The sequence below is a fragment of the Burkholderia pyrrocinia genome (assembly GCF_003330765.1).
Classification (GTDB): Bacteria; Pseudomonadota; Gammaproteobacteria; order Burkholderiales; family Burkholderiaceae; genus Burkholderia; species Burkholderia pyrrocinia_B.
The window spans coordinates 156264-175572 of the sequence record NZ_CP024902.1; the positions used below are offsets into that span (position 1 = coordinate 156264).

Below are 19309 nucleotides of genomic sequence, written 5' to 3' on the forward strand. Positions count from 1 at the left end.
GATGGGCAAGGAGACGCACGATGTCCTACACGGAGACGATCGGTCCGCGCACGTACCGCTTCGCGGACCTGAAGACGCTGCTCGCGAAGGCGAGCCCGCTGCGTTCCGGCGACCAGCTCGCCGGCGTCGCGGCGGCGAGCGAGGAGGAGCGCGTCGCCGCGAAGATCGCGCTCGCGGGCGTGCCGCTGAAGGCGTTCCTGAACGAAGCGGTGATCCCGTATGAAGACGACGAGGTTACGCGCCTCATCGTCGACGATCACGACGCGCAGGCGTTCGCGGAAATCTCGCACCTGAGCGTCGGCGATTTCCGCAACTGGCTGCTGTCGCCCGTGGCCGACGGCGCCGCGCTCGAACGGATCGCGCCGGGCCTCACGCCCGAGATGGTCGCGGCCGTGTCGAAGCTGATGCGCAACCAGGACCTGATCGCGGCCGCGCGCAAGCGCCGCGTGGTCACGCGCTTTCGCAACACGGTCGGGCTGGCCGGCCGGATGTCGGTTCGGCTGCAGCCGAACCACCCGACCGACGACGTGAAGGGGATCGCCGCATCGATGCTCGACGGGCTGATGTACGGCTGCGGCGACGCGATGATCGGCATCAACCCGGCGACCGACAGCCTCGCGGCGATCGTGAAGCTGCTCGCGATGATCGACGGGTTTCGCGAACGCTACGGCGTGCCGACGCAGTCGTGCGTGCTCACGCACGTGACCAACACGATCGCGGCGATCGGGAAGGGTGCGCCGGTCGATCTCGTGTTCCAGTCGATCGCGGGCACCGAGAAGGCGAACGCGAGCTTCGGGATCTCGCTCGCGCTGCTCGGCGAGGCGCGCGAGGCCGCGTTGTCGCTGAAGCGCGGCACCGTCGGCAACAATCTCATGTACTTCGAAACGGGCCAGGGCAGCGCGTTGTCGGCGAACGCGCATCACGGCGTCGACCAGCAGACCTGCGAAGTGCGCGCGTACGCGGTCGCGCGCAAGTTCGAGCCGTTTCTCGTGAACACGGTGGTCGGTTTCATCGGCCCCGAATACCTGTACGACGGCAAGCAGATCATCCGCGCGGGGCTCGAGGATCACTTCTGCGGGAAGCTGCTCGGCGTGCCGATGGGCTGCGACATCTGCTACACGAACCACGCGGAAGCCGACCAGGACGACATGGACACGCTGCTCACGCTGCTGGGCGCGGCCGGCATCAACTTCATCATGGGGATTCCGGGCGCGGACGACGTGATGCTGAACTACCAGAGCACGTCGTTCCACGACCAGCTCTACGTGCGCGAGGTGCTCGGCCTGCGCCGCGCACCGGAGTTCGAGGAGTGGCTGGAGACGATGGAGATCGCCGACGCGCACGGCGCGCTGCGCGCCGCGACGTCGCGTGTGCCGCTGCTGGCGGGCGCGAACGACTGGATGGGGATTTCGGCATGAGCGACGCCGTCGAAAAGAACCCGTGGGCGCAGCTCAAGTCGTTCACGAACGCGCGGATCGCGCTCGGCCGCGCGGGCAACAGCCTGCCGACCGCGCCGCTGCTCGCGTTCAACCTGTCGCACGCCCAGGCGCGCGACGCGGTGCACCAGCCGCTCGACGCGGATGCGCTGCGGCGCGAGCTCGACGCGGCCGGCTTCGCGACGCTCGGCGTGCAGAGCGCCGCGCCCGATCGCCAGCATTACCTGCGTCGGCCCGACCTCGGCCGCACGCTGTCCGACGAAGGGCGCGCGCTGCTGGCCGGCTACGGCGCGGCGCTCGACGATGCGCCCGACGTCGTGTTCGTGGTCGGCGACGGGCTGTCGGCGTTCGCGGCCGCGAAGCAGGCGCTGCCGCTGCTGCAGGCCGTGCGGCCGCGGCTCGACGCGGACGGCTGGCGGATCGGCCCGGTGGTGGTGGCGACGCAGGCGCGCGTCGCGCTCGGCGACGAGATCGGCGAGCTGCTGCGCGCGAAGGTCGTCGCAATGCTGATCGGCGAACGGCCGGGGCTCAGCTCGCCCGACAGCCTCGGCGTGTACCTGACGTGGGCGCCGAAGGTCGGCTGCCACGACGCGCTGCGCAACTGCATCTCGAACGTGCGGCCCGAAGGGCTGCCGCACGCGGCCGCCGCGCACAAGCTGCATTACCTGATGACGCACGCGCGCCGGCTCGGGCTGACGGGCGTCGCGCTGAAGGACGACAGCGACGCGCTGCTGCCGCCGGATGAAGCGGAGCGGATCGGGGCGGCGTGACCGGGCGGCGCGCGACGGCGTGCCGGCGGGCTACTTGAACAGCCGCTCGCACAGAAAATCGACGAACACGCGCAGCTTCGGCGACAACTGCCGGCTCGACGGCCACACGATCGAGAACTGCCCCGGCGCGATCCGGTAGGCGTCGAGCACGGTGACGAGCGCGCCGTGTTCGAGCGCGTCGCGCGCGAGGAAGTCGGGCATGTAGCCGATGCCGAGCCCGGCGAGCACGGTGCCGCGCAGCGCTTCCATGTTGTTGCAGGTCATCGCCGTGCGCAGCTTCAGCGGCGTGCCGTCGTCGGCCGCGAGCGCCCAGTCCTGCAGCTTGCCGGTGGTCGGGAAGCAGTAGCGCACGCATTCGTGCGCTTCGAGATCGCGCGGCGTGCGCGGCGTGCCGGCCTGCGCAAGATAGGCGGGCGTTGCGCACAGCACGAACGCGAACGGGCCGAGCCGCCGCGACATCAGGCGCGAATCGGACAGCGGGCCGCTGCGGATCACCGCGTCGAAGCCGCCTTCGACGACGTCGACCATCCGGTCGTTGAAATCGAGATCGAGCTCGACGTCCGGATAGCGCTGCCGGAATTCGGGCAGCACGGGCAGCAGGAAGCGGTAGCCGATCACCGGCAGGCTCACGCGCAGCTTGCCGCGCGGGCGCTGCGCCGATGCCGTCACGGTCGCTTCCGCATCGCGAAAATCTGCGAGGATCCGCTGGCAGCGTTCGTGGAAATGCCGGCCCTCGTCGGTCAGCGTGACGCGCCGCGTCGTGCGGTTGAACAGCCGCACGCCGAGCGACTGCTCGAGTTTCGCGATCGTCTTGCCGACCGCCGACGCCGAGATGCCGAGCGCGCGGCCGGCCGCGACGAAGCTCAGTGCTTCGGCGGTGCGAACGAAGGCGACGATGCCGGTCAGGTTCTCCATCGAGGTTGGCCAAGGCGGATGGTTGGATGAATTGCGGAATTTTAGTCCGTTATATGTGGAACTTCGCGTGGTTTTTCGCGGATTGAATCGGATTTATCTTCTGTCGCTCTGACGGCGCATCCGCGCCGGCTTTTCGAGGAGCGATGATGGATCACCCGTTTTCAGCTGCTTCAGCCATGTCGGCGCGCCGGCGCGCGTGGGTGCTGGCCGCCGTCTGCATGGCCGCCGTCGCGCTGCCGCTGTCGTTTTCGGGCGGCGCGGTCGCGACGCCGGCGATCGGCCGCGACCTGCACGGCGGCCCGGTCGCGATGAACTGGATCACCAATGCGTTCATGCTCGCGTTCGGCAGCTTCCTGATGGCGGCGGGCGCGCTGGCCGACCAGTTCGGCCGCAAGCGCCTGTTCGCGATCGGCGTCGGCGGCTTCACGCTGATGTCGGTCGCGCTCGCGTTCGCGCCGTCGATGCTCGCGGTCGATCTGCTGCGTGCCGCGCAAGGGCTCGCGGCGGCGGCTGCGCTCGCGGGCGGCACGGCGGCGCTCGCACAGGAATTCGACGGCGCGGCGCGCACGCGCGCGTTCAGCCTGCTCGGCACGACGTTCGGGATCGGGCTCGCGTTCGGGCCTGTGCTCGCCGGCGGCCTGATCGGGCATTACGGCTGGCGCGCGATCTTCGTGACGAGCGCGGTGGCGGGCGTGCTGTCGCTCGGGTTCGGGCTGCCGCGCATGCACGAGTCGCGCGACCCGCACGCGACGGGGCTCGACTGGCCCGGCACGGCCGCGTTCACCGCCGCGCTGACGCTGTTCACGTTCGGCGTGATCGAGGCGCCCGCGCGCGGCTGGACCAGCGCGCTCGTGATCGCGCTGCTGGCCGGCGCGGCGCTCGGCGCATGCGCGTTCGCGACGATCGAGATGCGCGTCGCGCGGCCGATGCTCGACCTGTCGCTGTTCCGCATCGCGCGCTTCGTCGGCGTGCAGGTGCTGCCGGTATCGACCTGCTGCTGCTACATCGTGCTGCTCGTCGTGCTGCCGCTGCGCTTCATCGGCATCGACGGCTTCAGTGAAATCGACGCCGGCTGGCTGATGCTCGCGATCTCCGCACCGATGCTGGTCGTGCCGCTCGTCGCGGCGACGCTCATGCGCTGGCTGTCGGCCGGCGTGATCTCGGGACTCGGGCTGATGATCGCGGCGGCCGGCCTCGTGTGGCTGGGCGTCGCGCTGCGCGGCGGCGCGGGGCCCGCGGCGATCGCGCCGATGCTCGCGATCGGGGTCGGGGCCGGCATGCCGTGGGGGCTGATGGACGGGCTGTCGGTGAGCGTCGTGCCGAAGGAGCGTGCAGGGATGGCGACGGGGATCTTCAGCACGACGCGCGTGGCCGGCGAGGGGATCGCGCTCGCGATCGTCGGCGCGGTGCTGGCCGCGCTCGCGCAGACGGGGCTACGGCAGGCAGCCGGCGCCGCCGGCACGCCCGACGCGACGCTGCGTGCGGCCGCGCGGCTCGCGACCGGCGATCTCGCGGGCGCGGCGGCTGCGCTGCCGGGTGTCGGCCACGCGGCGCTGCTCGCGAGCTACACGCATGCGTTCGACCGGCTGCTGACCGGGCTGGCCGTCGTCACGGTGCTGTGTGCGGTGGTGGTGTTCGTGTTTCTCGGCCGGCGGCCGGCGGCGGCCGAAGCGGGCGACGACGCGGACGGGCATGCGCATGCCGACCTGCCCGCGCGCAGCCGGGTCGAACCGGCCTGTGTGGACACGCACGGGCGATGAGCGTCGCGTCGTCGCGCACGAGCGCTTCGGCCATGGCAGCCGGCGCGCCGTTGCATGTCGTCATGACCGCACTCGCACGCTGACGATCCGCCCATCGCATCACGCCAGGACGAGCGGCGGCAGCGCCGCATCCGCCCGCGCCTGCGCCCGTTCCACCGCGATCACCACATGGCGCCGTGCGTCGGGCCACAGGTGCGCGCGGCTTCCCGTCTCCTCGTCGATCGTCGCGCGACCCTGCACGAGCCAGGTCGTCTGGCGCACGAAATCGACGAACAGCAGCGCGATGGCCGGATTCACGAGCAGGTTGCCGATCGTGTTGAACAGGTTGTTGCCCGCGAAGTCGGGCAGCACGAGCGTGCGGCGGTCGGGGATGTCGACGAGCGGCGCGAACGAGCCGTCGGCGCGCGGCTGGCGGCCGCGGTACGAGCAGTCGCTGTCGCCGGCCGCGTCGGCGGTCGCGACGATCAGGAACGCCTGCTCGCGGATGAACGCGATGGCGTCGTCGGTCAGGGGGCCGTGGTCGCTCATGGAATCGGCCGGCGCGAACGCCGCTGCGTGTGGATGCACGATTCGCACGCAAGCGACATGCCACGCGTCGCTGCCCGGCTGCCCGTGCCGCCCGGTGGGCGCACTGTGAAAAATCCGGACACCGGCCACGCCGCTGCGCAATCACGGTGTTCAGAATCGGCACACCCGCCGTGCTGCGTGCGTGAACACGGCACGACGCGCACCCGGGCCGGCCTCGGTCGCGGTGCTTCCGTGCCGCTCCCGTCCTGTTTGGCACGCATGTTGCGTAAACGGGTACAGCGCGATCCAACCGGCGCTGTACTTACACAAGCACGATGAACAGGAGACATGTATGAACCCGTTTGACCTGAAGCAACTGGGCCTCGACGTCGAATACCCGTACCGTCAGCAGTACGACAACTACATCGGCGGCAAGTGGGTGGCGCCGGTGAAGGGCGAGTATTTCGAGAACGTGTCGCCGATCAACGGCCAGCCGTTCTGCCGCGTGCCGCGCTCGGGCGCCGACGATATCGAGCTGGCGCTCGACGCCGCGCATGCCGTGCGGCGCAAGTGGGGCAAGACGTCCGTGGCCGAGCGCGCGAACCTGCTGCTCGCCGCCGCCGACCGGATGGAAAAGAACCTGAAGCTGCTGGCCGTGGCCGAGACGATCGACAACGGCAAGCCGCTGCGCGAGACGATGGCGGCCGACCTGCCGCTCGCCGTCGACCACTTCCGCTACTTCGCGGGCTGCATCCGCGCGCAGGAAGGCGGCATCTCCGAAATCGACGACAACACCGTCGCGTACCATTTTCACGATCCGCTCGGCGTCGTCGGGCAGATCATCCCGTGGAACTTCCCGCTGCTGATGGCCGCGTGGAAGCTCGCGCCGGCGCTCGCGGCCGGCTGCTGCGTCGTGATGAAGCCGGCCGAGCAGACACCCGCGTCGGTACTCGTGCTGATGGAACTGATCGGCGACCTGTTCCCGGCCGGCACGATCAACATCGTGAACGGCTTCGGCAAGGAAGCGGGCGAAGCGCTCGCGACCAGCAAGCGGATCGCGAAGATCGCGTTCACGGGCTCGACGCCGGTCGGCAAGCACATCCTGCGTGCGGCGGCCGACAGCCTGATCCCGTCGACGGTCGAACTCGGCGGCAAGAGCCCGAACATCTTCTTCGCCGACGTGCTCGACCAGGACGACGCGTTCCTCGACAAGGCGCTCGAAGGGCTCGCGATGTTCGCGCTGAACCAGGGCGAAGTGTGCACGTGCCCGTCGCGCATCCTGATCCAGGAATCGATCTACGAACGCTTCATCGAGAAGGCCGTCGCGCGCGTCGAGCGTATCAAGGCCGGCCACCCGCTCGACCTGCAGACGATGATCGGTGCGCAGGCGTCGCAGCAGCAGCTCGACAAGATCCTGTCGTACATCGACATCGGTCGCGGCGAAGGCGCGCAATGCCTGACGGGCGGCGAACGCACGGCGCCGGCCGCCGAACTCGGCACGGGCTACTACGTGAAACCGACGATGCTGCTCGGCAACAACAAGATGCGCGTGTTCCAGGAAGAGATCTTCGGGCCGGTTGCGTCGGTGATGACGTTCAAGGACGAGCAGGACGCGATCGAACTCGCGAACGATACGTTCTACGGGCTCGGTGCGGGCGTGTGGACGCGCAACGGCACGCGTGCGTACCGGATGGGCCGCGAGGTCGAGGCCGGCCGCGTGTGGACCAACTGCTACCACCTGTACCCCGCGCACGCGGCGTTCGGCGGCTACAAGCAGTCGGGGATCGGCCGCGAGACGCACAAGATGGCGCTGTCGAACTATCAGCAGACGAAGTGCCTGCTGGTCAGCTACCAGGCCGAGGCGCTCGGGTTCTTCTGATCGCCGACACGGTGGCGAAGCGCCGGGGCCGGCCGGTCGGCAGAGCAATGCCGGCCGGTCCGGTTGCCGGTTTTCGGCGGTGACGCGAGCGGCGCACGCGTGGGTGCGATGCGCCGCCGCCGGTCATCCGGCACTTCGCCATTTTCGACTGCGACATCCGACATCCGACACCCGGCGCAGGCCGCGCATCGTCGCGGCCTGCGCCGGAAACGATACCGGCAGCCGCGCGTTCGCGGCGGCATGGTGCGCCGATGCATGCGACAGACACCAGCATGGCAGAACAGCCCCGATCCTTGCCGCGCCACGCCGTATTCCACGCGGGCGAACTCGATGCGCATCACCGCTTCGGCGTCGTCGACGAAGCCGAGCGGATGAGCAACGTCGTGACGACGCGGCTGAGCATCGGCGTGCGGCAGTTCGTCGAGTCGCAGCCGTTCATGTTCGTCGGCACCGCATGCGGCTCACGCGCACCCGTGACCTGCGACATCGTGCAGAGCCTGCGCGACGCGAACGGCGATCTGCTGCCCGTCGTCTGCGTGATCGACACGAAGACGCTGCGGTTCGCGTTGCCCGTGCATGGCGACGGCGGCCGGATCGACACGGCAGCGTGCGACGGCAGCGGTGTCGGGTTGCTGTTCGTCGATTTCGTGCGTGGCATCCGCTACCGGATCAACGGTCGCGCAACGCTGCGTGCCGATCTGCGGAAAGCGGACGCGGCGCCCTGGCCGGCCGGCAGCGCGATCGTCGAGCTGGCGGTCGCGCAGGCGTACGGCAATTGCGGCACGCGGGTCGTACGGCTGAAGCAGGCCAGGTAGCCGGTAGTCGGTAGCCGCCGGCGGCGGGCCTGTGCGGTCGTCGCGCGTATCGCACCGGCAGCGTGCGCGACACGCCGCGTCCGGGTGCGCACGCATGGCGCGCGCCGGCCGGGCCGTGTGGAATGACGGGCTTGTTGCCGGGCCGCGCGGTTCGGCACGGGATTTGCGTGACAGGCGCGGTTCCGGGCAGGTGAGGGAGGACACGATGGATCAACACGTGGCGTGTATCGAAGAAACGACGGCTGAAGACACGCGGCGCAACGCGCAGGGCGACGACGCGCTGGCCGGGCAGGCCGTCGTCAGCGTTGCGCACGACGCCGACGAGCAGGCGCGCAACCTGATCGGCTGGCGGCAAACCTACGACCAGCTCGCGGCCGGCCGCTTCGTCGGCACGCTGACCGAGCTGCCGCTCGACACGATGAAGCTGTTTCGCGAATCGACGAGCCACCTGCTGCGCCAGGCGTGCGAGGTGCGCGGCGATGCGTACTGGTTCGGCATCCCGCTCGTGTGCGACGGCACGGCGCGCGTCGATGCGTGCCGCATCGGGCCCGGCGCGCTTGCGTTCCGGCCCGGCAACGTCGAATTCGAACTGGTGACGCCGGCGCAGTTCTCGATCTACGGCGTGGTCGTGCGCGGCGACGTGTTGCGCCGTTATGCGGAGGAGGTCGAACGTAGTGCGCTCGACGAGCGGCTGTTCACGCAGTGCGTGATGCAGGTCGGCGATGCGCGGCTCGCGCGCCTGTGCGCGCTGCTCGGCCGCCGGCTCGATGGCGCGGTGACCATGGCCGGCCCGCTGCCCGATGCGCAGCGCGACGACCTGCAGGCCGAGGTGCTGGCCGCGCTGTTCGATGCGTGCGCGCAACCGGCCGACGACGGCGCCGGCCGTGCGCCGTCGACGCGCCGCTGGATCGTCGGACAGGCGCGCGACTATGTGCTCGCGCACCGCACGCGCCCGGTCGGCGTGCCCGAGCTGTGCGAGCAGTTGCTCGTCAGCCGGCGCACGCTGCAGTACTGCTTCCAGGACGTGCTCGGGATGGCGCCCGCGACCTATCTGCGTACGCTGCGTCTGAACGGCGCGCGGCGCGATCTGTGCGGCCGCGCGGCCGGCTCGGTGCAGGATGTCGCGGAGGCGTGGGGCTTCTGGCATCTCAGCCAGTTCGCGACCGATTACCGGCGGCTGTTCGGCAAGCGGCCGTCGGAAACGCTGCGCGATCGCACGGTGAGGGTGGCGGCGGGGTGACGAGGGCGGTGCCTGCGGCCGTCCGGTTCGCTGCCGCGTGCTGTTTCCTTATCCGGTCGTTGCCGCCGTTTCGCGCGGCGCCGGCCAAGCGAGCGCGTCCCAGTCGATCGCGCGATACGCGGCTTCGACTGCCGCGAGATCGTCCGGATGCTCGCTGCGATGCAGCCCGTGCAATTCGGCCGGCACGTCGAGCGCGACCGGCACGCAATGCGGATAGTCGCGCACGCGCAGCGCCGGCCCGATCGTCGTGAAGCACGCGAGCGTCGGCACGTCGAACCCGTCGGCAAGATGCAGCGCGGCCGTGTCGGGTGCGAACAGCAGGCTTGCGCCCTTGACCCATGCAATGAACCGCGCGGTGTCGGCCGCGTCGCCGCTCACGTCGACGTAGGCCGGATGCGCAACCGGACCGAACCCGACCACCGGCAGCCCGTAGCGTTGCGCGAGCTGCTCCACGAACGCCGCGCGCAGCGCCGGCGGCACGCTGCGCACCGCCGTGCTCGCGTTCGGGCAGAACAGCACGTACGGCCGCTGCCATGCGGCCGGCAGCGCGGGCAGCGGCAGTCGCGCGAGCCAGCGGTTGCGCTTCGCGGCAGCCGGCACGGTGGCCGGGTCGACGCCGAGCGCATCGAGGAAGAAATCGATCATCGGCAGCCGTGCGAACGCGGGCCAGTACAGGTGATTGCCGATGTCGATGCACGGCAAGTCCGGGGGCAGCGCTGCGACGGGGCACGGCAGCGCGCGCGACGGCGCGACGACATCGGCCGCGAGCGCATACAGCGCATCCACATAGCGCGGCGCGCGGGCCGGCCGGTACAGCGTGAAGCGCAGGCCCGTGTGCGCTGCGCGCAGCGCCGCGAGCGCGCTCAGCCCGATCACCGAATCGCCGAGCGTGACACCCATCCCGTTGATCACGTGCACATGCTGCGCGCGGTCGTAGTCGAGCCGGAACGGCTGGTGCGCCGCGTGCAGCAGCCCGAGCGCAGCCGCGGCCGGTACGTGGCCGACGGCGCGGGCATTGCCGTGTTCGATGTCGTAGGGTGCGACGAGCGTGCCGTCCGGCGCGAGCAGCGTGCCGGGGAGCACGAGCGCGTCGTCGTGCGACAGCGGGGCGCCGGGCGGCGCGATGCGCATCTCCATCGTCATCCGCCGCGCGCGCGGCGGCCCTGCTCGCGGATCTGTTCGAGCGTCGCGGCTGGCGTGCTGGCGTCCTGCGGGATGCGGATCTCGATCAGTGCGGGCAGCCCGCAGGTCAGCGCGCGCTCGAGCGCGGGCGCGAAATCGGCGGTGCGCTCGACCGTCTCGCCATGCGCGCCGAATGCGCGCGCATATGCGGCGAAATCGGGATTCGTGAGCCCCGTGCCGTGCACGCGCCCCGGATAGTTGCGCTCCTGATGCATGCGGATCGTACCGAAATGCCCGTTGTTGACGACGATCGCGACGATGTTCAGCCCGTACTGCATCGCGGTCGCGAGCTCGTTGCCGGCCATCATGAAGCAGCCGTCGCCTGCGAGCGCGACGACGGCGCGCGACGGGTACAGCGACTTCGCCGCGAGCGCGGCCGGAATCCCGTAGCCCATCGCGCCGCTCGTCGGCGCGAGCTGCGAGCGGAAGTGCCGGTACGCGAAGTGGCGATGCAGCCAGATCGCATAGTTGCCGGCGCCGTTGGTCAGGATCGCGTCGTGCGGCAGCCGCTCGCGCAATTGCACCATCACGTCGCCGAGCTGGACGTCGCCGGGCATCGGCAGCGGCGCATGCCATTCGCGGTACGCGCGATGCGCGTCGGCGGCCGTGCCGGCCCAGGCCGGTTGCGCCGGCGGGTCGAGCGCGGCGAGCGGCGCGGCAATCTCGGGCATCCCCGATACGATCGGCAGGTCGGCCGCATAGACGCGGCCGAGTTCGTCCGCGCCCTGATGCACGTGGATCAGCGTCTGGCGCGTCTTCGGGATGTCGAGCAGCGTGTAGCCGTTGGTCGTCGCTTCGCCGAGGCGCGGCCCGAGCACGAGCAGCAGGTCGGCGTCGCGGATGCGCTTCGCGAGCGCGGGGTTGATCCCGAGCCCGACGTCGCCCGCGTAGTTCGGATGCGCGTTGTCGATCGTGTCCTGGTAACGGAACGCGCACGCGACCGGCAGTTGCCAGCGCTCGACGAAGGTGCGCAGGTTCGCGCACGCGTCGGGCGTCCAGCCGCTGCCGCCGACGATCGCGAACGGCCGTTCCGCGCGCGCGAGCCGCTCGCGCAGCTCGTCCAACTGCGCGGCCGACGGCGCGGCCGCGACGCGCTTCGCAGCCGGCACGGCGGGTTGCGCCGCGCACGCTTCGGACAGCACGTCCTCCGGCAGCGCGAGCACGACCGGCCCGGGACGGCCGGACGTCGCGACGTGGAACGCATGGCTCAGATATTCGGGGATGCGGCGCGGGTCGTCGATCTGCGCGACCCATTTCGCCATCTGGCCGAACATCCGGCGGTAGTCGATTTCCTGGAAGGCTTCGCGGTCGAGGTGCTCGCGCGCGCACTGGCCGACGAACAGGATCATCGGCGTCGAATCCTGGAACGCGGTATGCACGCCGATCGACGCGTGGGTCGCGCCGGGCCCGCGCGTGACGAACGCGATGCCCGGGCGGCCGGTCAGCTTGCCGACGGCCTCGGCCATGTTCGCGGCGGCCGCCTCGTGGCGGCACACGATCGTCTGGATGCGCGCGGTGTCGTCCGCCAGCGCATCGAGTACGGCGAGGAAGCTCTCGCCCGGCACGCAGAACACGCGTTCGACGTGATTGGCGAGCAACGCATCGACGAGCAGTCGCGCACCGGTGGTGGCGCGCGGCTCGAGATCCTTGGAATGCGACATGGGCTGCCGTCTCCCTGGGTAACGGGACGTACAGCTTACGCCCGTTGGCGGGGCGGTGAAAGGTGCCGGAGCGCGGGGCTGGGCCGGGCGGCGCGTCTGCCGTGTTCGTCAGTTCCGGCTGGCCGAAAGGATAGCTTGTGCGCGATCGCCCGACGGTGAAAAGTGAGCGCTTCGGATGTCGAGTCGAACACGCATTTCGCTCACCGATGCCGTGTGACCAAATAACAATAAAATGGGTGGCTGTTCAATAGTAAAATTTCCCGGAATGACTAACGGGATCGAGGATCATCATGGCAACCGAAACGATCGATCAGAAGACGCTCGTCCAGCTCGTCGAAGCCGGCGCCGTGCGCGCCGCGCGCGTGGTCGGCTGCGGCAACGGCTGGGCCGTTTCGGCCCGCTGCGGCGCGAACGAACGATTCCTGTCGGCCAAGCGCGGCGATGTGCGCGTGTTCCGCCGTTTTGAAACGCTGGTCAGTTTTCTGCGCGATATCGGCATCAGCCGGTTCGACGTGGACGCATCGGATTTCGACCCGGATGCGGCTGGAGGGGCGACCCGGCCCGATCGCGCGGCCGCGTTGAAAGCGGCCCACGAAGCGGCCGCCCACGATCGCTGGTTCCGCGATCAGGTGCAGCAGGCGCTGGACGACCCGCGCCCGTCGGTTCCCGATGCCGAGGTCAGGGCCGGGCTTGCGTCGCGCCGCGCCGCGCTGCGCCAACGGATCGCGGGCAAGCGGGGTAAGGCTGCTTGACCCTCGCGCTGCACTGGCATCCGAAGGCGTGCGAGGATCGCGCCGCGATCATGGACTACATCGGCCACGACGACCCGCTGGCCGCGCTCGAACTGGACGAGTTGCTGGAGGAGCGGGCCGCGACATTGCCGGCGCACGCTGAGCTGTACCGGCAAGGGCGCGTGGCGGGCACGCGCGAGTTGGTGGTCGCGCCGAACTATATACTCGTGTATCGCATCCGACCGGCCGACGGCATCGTGGAGATCCTCCGCGTCTTGCATGCGCGGCGGCAGTGGCCGTGATGCGTCGCGTTCAGCACTCGACGATATTCACCGCCAGCCCGCCGCGCGACGTTTCCTTGTACTTCGTCTTCATGTCGGCGCCCGTTTCGCGCATCGTCTTGATCACGGAGTCGAGCGACACATAGTGCGAGCCGTCGCCGCGCAGCGCCATGCGCGCCGCGTTGACGGCCTTCACCGACGCCATCGCGTTGCGCTCGATGCACGGGATCTGCACCATCCCGCCGACCGGGTCGCAGGTCAGGCCGAGGTTGTGTTCCATGCCGATCTCGGCCGCGTTCTCGACCTGGTGTGGCGTGCCGCCGAGCACCGCCGCGAGTGCGCCGGCCGCCATCGAGCAGGCGACGCCCACTTCGCCCTGGCAGCCGACTTCCGCGCCCGAGATCGACGCGTTGAGCTTGTAGAGAATGCCGATCGCGGCGGCCGTCAGCAGGAAATCGATCACGCCCTGCTCGTTCGCGCCGGGCGTGAAGCGCGTGTAGTAGTGCAGCACGGCCGGGATGATGCCGGCCGCGCCGTTGGTCGGCGCGGTGACGACGCGCCCGCCGGCTGCGTTTTCCTCGTTGACCGCGATCGCGTACAGGTTGATCCAGTCGATCATCGACAGCGGATCCTGCAGCGCGCGCTCCGGGTTGGCGGTCAGCGCGCGATACAGTTGCGGCGCGCGGCGCTTGACCTGGAACGGGCCGGGCAGGTTGCCTTCGGCGTCCGGGTTGCCGATCCCGCAGCCGCGCGACACGCACGACTGCATCACGGCCCAGATCTTCAGCAGCCCGTCGCGCGTTTCTTCCTCGCTATGCCACGCGCGCTCGTTTTCCCACATCAGTTGCGCGATCGACTTGCCGGTCGATTCCGTCAGCGCGAGCAACTCCGCGCCGGTACGGAACGGGTGCGTCATCTGCTCGGCCGCGCTCAGCACCTTCGTGTTCGGCGCGCCGGCCGTCACGACGAAGCCGCCGCCGACCGACAGGTACGTGCGTTCGACCAGCACCGCGCCGTTCGCGTCGCTCGCGCGCAGCTTCATCCCGTTCGGGTGCTCGGGCAGCGCCTGGCGGTAGAACGCGATGTTGTCCTTCAGCACGAACGGCACCGGATGCGTGCCGAGCAGCGCGAGCGTCTTCGACTTGCGCACGGCGTCGAGCCGCGCGTCGATCGTGTCGGGATCGACGGTGTCGGGCGCGTCGCCGAGCAGGCCGAGCATCACGCCGCGGTCGGTGCCGTGGCCCTTGCCGGTCGCGCCGAGCGAGCCGTACAGCTCGACCTTCACGTGGGCCGTCGCATCGAGCAGCCCGTCGCGCTCGAGGCCCTGGACGAACATCAGCGCCGCGCGCATCGGCCCGACCGTATGCGAGCTGGACGGACCAATGCCGATCTTGAAGAGGTCAAACACGCTGACTGCCATTTCGATACCTGCCTTGCTGTAAGAATACTACCGCGCCTGCAATGGCAGGCACGCGGCGAGCCATGCGGGCGGTGTTGGGGAAAGCTGCTGCGCGACGCGGGCGTAGCGCCCGTCGAGCCGCGCGGCCAGATGAAAGAGTTCGGTGGCGTTTTTCGGGTCCCACTGCCCCGTGTAGCCCGGCAGGCCGGCCTCGCGGCGCTTCGCGTCGAACGGCACCGGCGAATTCACGAATTCCTCGTGCGTCTTCTCGCCGAGCGTGTATGGCACGAGCCAGTCGAGCGCGGCCGCGAGCGTCGCGCCGTTTGCGCCGCGCTCGCGCAGCCAGTTGCGGTTGAAGCGGCGCGCGGCGAGCGCGGCGGTGACGAGCGGCTGCAGGTCGTAGACCGCGTAGTGCAGCGCATCGCGCTCCTCGAAATCCCAGGTCTTGCCGTCCGGGCCGATGTTGTCGGCGAGATGCTCGACGAACAGCCGCTGCGCGGCGTTCATCATCTTGCGGTCGCCGAGCGTGAACGCGGACAGCGCGATCAGCTTGATCCGGTGGCTCTGCCAGTTGTTGCGCCACGTGCCCGTGAGCGGGCGCTTCTGCGCGTCGATCTGCGCGACATAACCGGCGCCGAGCTTCGCGATGAATGCCGCCGTCGCGTTGCGGGTCTTCACCGGCAGCGCGCTCGCCGTCACGTCGTACGCGACGATCAGGCTGTCGAAGTGCGTTTCGTCGATCGGGTTGAAGCTCGGCTGGTAGGTCGCGACCCACGCGGACAGGAGGCGGTCGACGAGCTGCAGGTAGCGCGGCGCGTTCGTCACGCGCCACGCGAGCGCCGCGTCGCGCATCAGGTCGAGGTCCTTCAGCGCGGCGGCGCTCTGGTCGTAGATGCCTTCGTGCGGCAGCGTGCCCTCGGTATGCACGCGCGGCATCGCCTTCGGCTGCTCGCCGATGCGCGCGTCGACGCTGCGGATCAGCGCCTGGACGCCCGGCTCGGCCTGCGTCGTCTCGCTCGCCTGCAGTGCCGGCGCCGCGCAGAAATTCATCGCCGCGCGCGCGCTGCCGGCCGCGCCGAGGCCGGCAGCGGCGAACGACAGCGACGCGACGAGCATCGGCACGAACCGGCGCGCGCGCATGCGCGGCCGCCTCTGCGTTGCACCATGGCCCGGAAACATCGGACGCACCATGCGGAACTCCTTCATTGGCTGGATCGCGTGTGATGTTAGCCGGATTGGCGGACGAACGTGAACCGGTTCGAGCAGCGAACGCAAAAACCGCACGCAACACGGGGTTGCGTGCGGTGTGGTCACCATCGGACGGCTCCGGGCCTGGCGCGCGTTATGCGTATTCCGACATCGGCACGCACGAGCAGAACAGGTTGCGGTCGCCGTAGGCGTTGTCCGCGCGGCCGACCGGCGGCCAGTACTTGTTCGTGCCGAGCGATGCGACCGGGTACGCAGCCTGCTCGCGCGAGTACGCGTGCGGCCATTCGTTCGCGGTGACGACGGCCGCCGTGTGCGGCGCGTGACGCAGCGGGTTGTCCTCGCGGTCGGCGCGGCCTTCCTCGACTGCGCGGATTTCCTCGCGGATCGCGATCATCGCGGCGATGAAGCGGTCGAGTTCCTCCTGCGATTCCGATTCGGTCGGCTCGACCATCAGCGTGCCCGGCACCGGGAAGCTCATCGTCGGCGCGTGGAAGCCGTAGTCCATCAGGCGCTTGGCGACGTCGTCGACGCTGATGCCACTCGATTCCTTGATCGGACGCAGGTCGAGAATGCATTCGTGCGCGACCAGCCCGCCCGGGCCCGAGTACAGCACCGGGTAGTGCGGCGCGAGGCGCTTCGCGATGTAGTTCGCGTTGAGGATCGCGGTTTCCGTCGCGGCGGTCAGGTTCTTCGCGCCCATCATCGCGATGTACATCCACGAGATCGGCAGGATCGACGCCGAGCCGTACGGGGCGGCCGACACGGCACCGATGCCGTCTTCCGCGCGCGCGTAGCCGGTCGAACGCTGGTTCGGCAGGAACTTCGCGAGGTGCGCGCCGACCGCGACCGGGCCGACGCCCGGGCCGCCGCCGCCGTGCGGGATGCAGAAGGTCTTGTGCAGGTTCAGGTGCGACACGTCGCCGCCGAACTGGCCCGGTGCGGTCAGGCCGACCATCGCGTTCATGTTCGCGCCGTCGACGTACACCTGGCCGCCGTGCGCATGGACGATCTCGCAGATCTCGCGGACGTTCTGCTCGAACACGCCGTGCGTCGACGGGTACGTGATCATGATCGCCGCGAGGTCCTTCGAGTGCTGCTCGGCCTTCGCCGTCAGGTCGGCGATGTCGACGTTACCCTGCGCGTCGCACGCGACGACCACGACCTTCATGCCGGCCATGTGCGCGGATGCCGGGTTCGTGCCGTGCGCGGACGCCGGGATCAGGCACACGTCGCGGTGGCTTTCGCCGCGCGACGCGTGGTAGGCGTGAATGATCAGCAGGCCCGCGTACTCGCCCTGCGAGCCGGCGTTCGGCTGCAGCGACACTGCCGCGTAGCCGGTCGCCGCAACCAGCATTGCTTCGAGCTGGTCGATCATCTCGCGGTAGCCGACCGTCTGCTCTGCGGGTGCGAACGGGTGGATGCCGCCGAACTCGGGCCACGTGACGGGCAGCATTTCCGACGTCGCGTTCAGCTTCATCGTGCACGAGCCGAGCGGGATCATCGAGCGGTCGAGCGCGAGATCCTTGTCCGACAGGCTGCGCAGGTAGCGCAGCATTTCGGTTTCGGAATGGTGACGGTTGAACACGTGGTGCGTCAGGTACGCGCTCGTGCGCTCGAGGCCGGCCGGCAGCGCGGCGACGCCGGCTGCGCCCGCGTCCAGCGCGTCGACGGCCGGCGCGGTGCCGCCCGCGGCCTGCGCGAACACGGCGAGGAGATCGGCGAGGTCGTCGCGCGTCGTCGTTTCGTCGACGGACACGCCGACTTGCGTGTCGCTCGTGCGGCGCAGGTTGATGCGCTTCCCCTTCGCGAATTCGTGAACCTGCGCGGTGCGCGCGCCGGTGTCGATCGTCAGCGTGTCGAAGAAGGTATCGTTGACGGTCGCGAAGCCGAGCTGCTTCACGCCGGCGGCGAGCAGCGCCGCGATGCGGTTCACGCGCAGCGCGATAGTCTTCAGCCCGTGCGGGCCGTGGTAGACCGCGTACATGCTGGCCATGATCGCGAGCAGCGCCTGCGCGGTACACACGTTCGACGTGGCCTTCTCGCGGCGGATGTGCTGTTCGCGCGTCTGCAGCGCGAGACGCAGCGCGTGCTTGCCCTGTGCGTCGACGGTCACGCCGACGAGGCGGCCCGGCATCTGGCGCTTGAATTCGTCGCGCACCGCGAGATACGCGGCGTGCGGGCCGCCGAAGCCCATCGGCACGCCGAAGCGCTGCGTGTTGCCGACCGCGACGTCCGCGCCCCATTCGCCGGGCGGCGTCAGCACGGTGAGCGCGAGCAGGTCGGCCGCGACCACTACGTGGCCGCCGGCCGCGTGGATCGCGTCGGTGAGTGCGCGGTAGTCGCGCACGTCGCCGTTCACGCCCGGGTACTGCAGCAGCACGCCGAACGCGTTCGATTGCGCGGCGTCGGCGGCCGGGCCCGTCTTGACTTCGATGCCGATCGGCAGCGCGCGCGTGCGGATCACTTCGAGCGTTTGCGGCAGCACGTCGTCGGCGACGTAGAACACGTTCGACGCCGGCTTGCCGGTGCGTTGCAGCAGCGTCATCGCCTCGGCTGCGGCAGTGGCCTCGTCGAGCAGCGACGCGTTCGAGATCGCGAGGCCCGTGAGGTCGGCCACCATCTGCTGGAAGTTCAGGAGCGCCTCGAGGCGGCCCTGGGAAATTTCGGGCTGGTACGGCGTGTAGGCCGTGTACCACGCCGGGTTTTCGAGCACGTTGCGCAGGATCACGGCCGGCGTGTGCGTGTCGTGGTAACCCTGACCGATATACGAGCGGAACACCTGGTTCTTGTCCGCGAGCACACGCAGCGCGGCGAGGGCTTCGGCCTCGCTCTTCGGCTGCGCGAACGGGCCGAGCGGCAGCGTTTCGGCGCGGCGGATCGGGGCCGGGATCACGGCGTCGATCAGGGCGGCGCGCGACGCAAAGCCGAGCGTATCGAGCATGGCCTGCTGGCTGGCGGCGTCGGGGCCGATGTGGCGTTCGGCGAACGCGTCGTGCGTTTCGAGCGCGGCGAGCGAGAGGGGCGTGCGGTTCATCAGGCGGTCCGGGTGTTCGAGCTTCATGGCGTGACTCTTGTCCCGCGCAGGGTGGCTGCCCTGCGCGGGTCGGGTAAGGAAGTTAGTCGATCAGCTTGGTATAGGCGGCAGCGTCGATCAGCTTGTCGGTCGATGCGCCGGCCGCGAGCTTGATCTTGAACAGCCACACGCCGTACGCGTCGCTGTTCACCTCTTCCGGTGCGTCGGCGGCTTCCGTATTGACGGCGGTGATCTCGCCGGACACCGGCGAGTAAATGTCGGATGCCGCTTTCACCGATTCGACGACGCCGACGGCATCGCCTGCCGACACCGTCTTGCCGACTTCGGGCAGCTCGAGGAAGACGATGTCGCCGAGCGTGCTCTGCGCGTGATCGGTGATGCCGACCGTCAGCGTGCCGTCTGCCTCGGTGCGGATCCACTCGTGTTCGTCGGTGTATTTCAGATCGGCCGGGACGTTGCTCATCGGATGCTCCTGGATAGAAAGGATGTG

Annotated in this window: 16 protein-coding genes; 8 read left to right on the forward strand and 8 right to left on the reverse strand. The window is 69.7% G+C overall.

Going from position 1 to position 19309, the window contains the following annotated elements; translation table 11 throughout:
* The first annotated feature begins 20 nt into the window (after positions 1–20).
* Together CUJ89_RS00720 and eutC are read left to right on the forward strand one after the other, a co-directional pair.
* Positions 21–1418 (forward strand): ethanolamine ammonia-lyase subunit EutB, encoded by a 1398-nt coding sequence (locus CUJ89_RS00720; protein WP_114175472.1) that lies wholly within the window; start codon positions 21–23, stop codon positions 1416–1418.
* Positions 1415–2206, forward strand: a complete 792-nt coding sequence (gene eutC, locus CUJ89_RS00725; protein WP_114175474.1) for an ethanolamine ammonia-lyase subunit EutC — start codon at positions 1415–1417, stop codon at positions 2204–2206. Before CUJ89_RS00720 ends, eutC begins: the two co-directional genes overlap by 4 nt.
* A 30-nt stretch (positions 2207–2236) precedes the next feature.
* Here the strand turns inward: eutC and CUJ89_RS00730 are convergent, their stop codons facing one another.
* The gene (locus CUJ89_RS00730) at positions 2237–3121 is read right to left on the reverse strand and encodes a LysR family transcriptional regulator (protein WP_114175476.1); all 885 of its coding nucleotides are present in this window, start codon (positions 3119–3121) and stop codon (positions 2237–2239) included.
* Positions 3122–3267: 146 nt separating this feature from the next.
* Here CUJ89_RS00730 and CUJ89_RS00735 point away from each other — a divergent pair, with 146 nt between their 5' ends.
* Positions 3268–4881, forward strand: coding sequence for an MFS transporter (locus CUJ89_RS00735; RefSeq protein ID WP_114175478.1), 1614 nt, complete (start codon positions 3268–3270; stop codon positions 4879–4881).
* 99 nt (positions 4882–4980) lie between these two features.
* On the opposite strand, the gene CUJ89_RS00740 is transcribed toward CUJ89_RS00735, so the two are convergent.
* On the reverse strand, positions 4981–5409 hold the full coding sequence (locus tag CUJ89_RS00740; RefSeq protein ID WP_415859031.1) for a pyridoxamine 5'-phosphate oxidase family protein: 429 nt from the start codon (positions 5407–5409) through the stop codon (positions 4981–4983).
* A 331-nt stretch (positions 5410–5740) separates the two neighbouring features.
* Between CUJ89_RS00740 and CUJ89_RS00745 the strand changes: the two genes are divergently transcribed.
* From CUJ89_RS00745 to CUJ89_RS00755, 3 genes are all read left to right on the forward strand, one after another.
* Positions 5741–7267: an aldehyde dehydrogenase family protein gene (locus CUJ89_RS00745; protein WP_114175480.1), complete on the forward strand. Its 1527-nt coding sequence runs from the start codon at positions 5741–5743 to the stop codon at positions 7265–7267.
* A 272-nt stretch (positions 7268–7539) separates the two neighbouring features.
* Positions 7540–8082, forward strand: coding sequence for a hypothetical protein (locus tag CUJ89_RS00750; protein WP_114178440.1), 543 nt, complete (start codon positions 7540–7542; stop codon positions 8080–8082).
* A gap of 205 nt (positions 8083–8287) precedes the next feature.
* Positions 8288–9322 (forward strand): helix-turn-helix domain-containing protein, encoded by a 1035-nt coding sequence (locus CUJ89_RS00755; protein WP_114175481.1) that lies wholly within the window; start codon positions 8288–8290, stop codon positions 9320–9322.
* A 48-nt stretch (positions 9323–9370) separates the two neighbouring features.
* On the opposite strand, the gene CUJ89_RS00760 is transcribed toward CUJ89_RS00755, so the two are convergent.
* The gene (locus CUJ89_RS00760; RefSeq protein WP_114175483.1) at positions 9371–10465 is read right to left on the reverse strand and encodes an ADP-heptose--LPS heptosyltransferase; all 1095 of its coding nucleotides are present in this window, start codon (positions 10463–10465) and stop codon (positions 9371–9373) included.
* Positions 10462–12165: a thiamine pyrophosphate-binding protein gene (locus CUJ89_RS00765; protein ID WP_114175485.1), complete on the reverse strand. Its 1704-nt coding sequence runs from the start codon at positions 12163–12165 to the stop codon at positions 10462–10464. Before CUJ89_RS00765 ends, CUJ89_RS00760 begins: the two co-directional genes overlap by 4 nt.
* 290 nt (positions 12166–12455) lie before the next feature.
* On the opposite strand from CUJ89_RS00765, the gene CUJ89_RS00770 reads away from it, so the two are divergent.
* Together CUJ89_RS00770 and CUJ89_RS00775 are read left to right on the forward strand one after the other, a co-directional pair.
* Positions 12456–12917, forward strand: coding sequence for a hypothetical protein (locus tag CUJ89_RS00770; RefSeq protein WP_114175487.1), 462 nt, complete (start codon positions 12456–12458; stop codon positions 12915–12917).
* The gene (locus tag CUJ89_RS00775; RefSeq protein WP_114175489.1) at positions 12914–13198 is read left to right on the forward strand and encodes a type II toxin-antitoxin system RelE/ParE family toxin; all 285 of its coding nucleotides are present in this window, start codon (positions 12914–12916) and stop codon (positions 13196–13198) included. The genes CUJ89_RS00770 and CUJ89_RS00775 overlap by 4 nt, the downstream gene beginning before the upstream one ends.
* A gap of 10 nt (positions 13199–13208) precedes the next feature.
* On the opposite strand, the gene CUJ89_RS00780 is transcribed toward CUJ89_RS00775, so the two are convergent.
* The 4 genes from CUJ89_RS00780 to gcvH all read right to left on the reverse strand — a co-directional run bounded on the left by CUJ89_RS00780 (position 13209) and on the right by gcvH (position 19282).
* Positions 13209–14597: an L-serine ammonia-lyase gene (locus CUJ89_RS00780; protein ID WP_114175491.1), complete on the reverse strand. Its 1389-nt coding sequence runs from the start codon at positions 14595–14597 to the stop codon at positions 13209–13211.
* 27 nt (positions 14598–14624) lie between these two features.
* Positions 14625–15767: an alginate lyase family protein gene (locus tag CUJ89_RS00785; protein ID WP_114178441.1), complete on the reverse strand. Its 1143-nt coding sequence runs from the start codon at positions 15765–15767 to the stop codon at positions 14625–14627.
* 151 nt (positions 15768–15918) lie between these two features.
* Entirely contained in the window at positions 15919–18846 is a 2928-nt protein-coding gene (gene gcvP / locus CUJ89_RS00790; RefSeq protein ID WP_114175493.1) for an aminomethyl-transferring glycine dehydrogenase, read from the reverse strand.
* Between the two features lie 55 nt (positions 18847–18901).
* The gene (gcvH, locus tag CUJ89_RS00795) at positions 18902–19282 is read right to left on the reverse strand and encodes a glycine cleavage system protein GcvH (protein WP_114175495.1); all 381 of its coding nucleotides are present in this window, start codon (positions 19280–19282) and stop codon (positions 18902–18904) included.
* Positions 19283–19309: the final 27 nt, after the last annotated feature.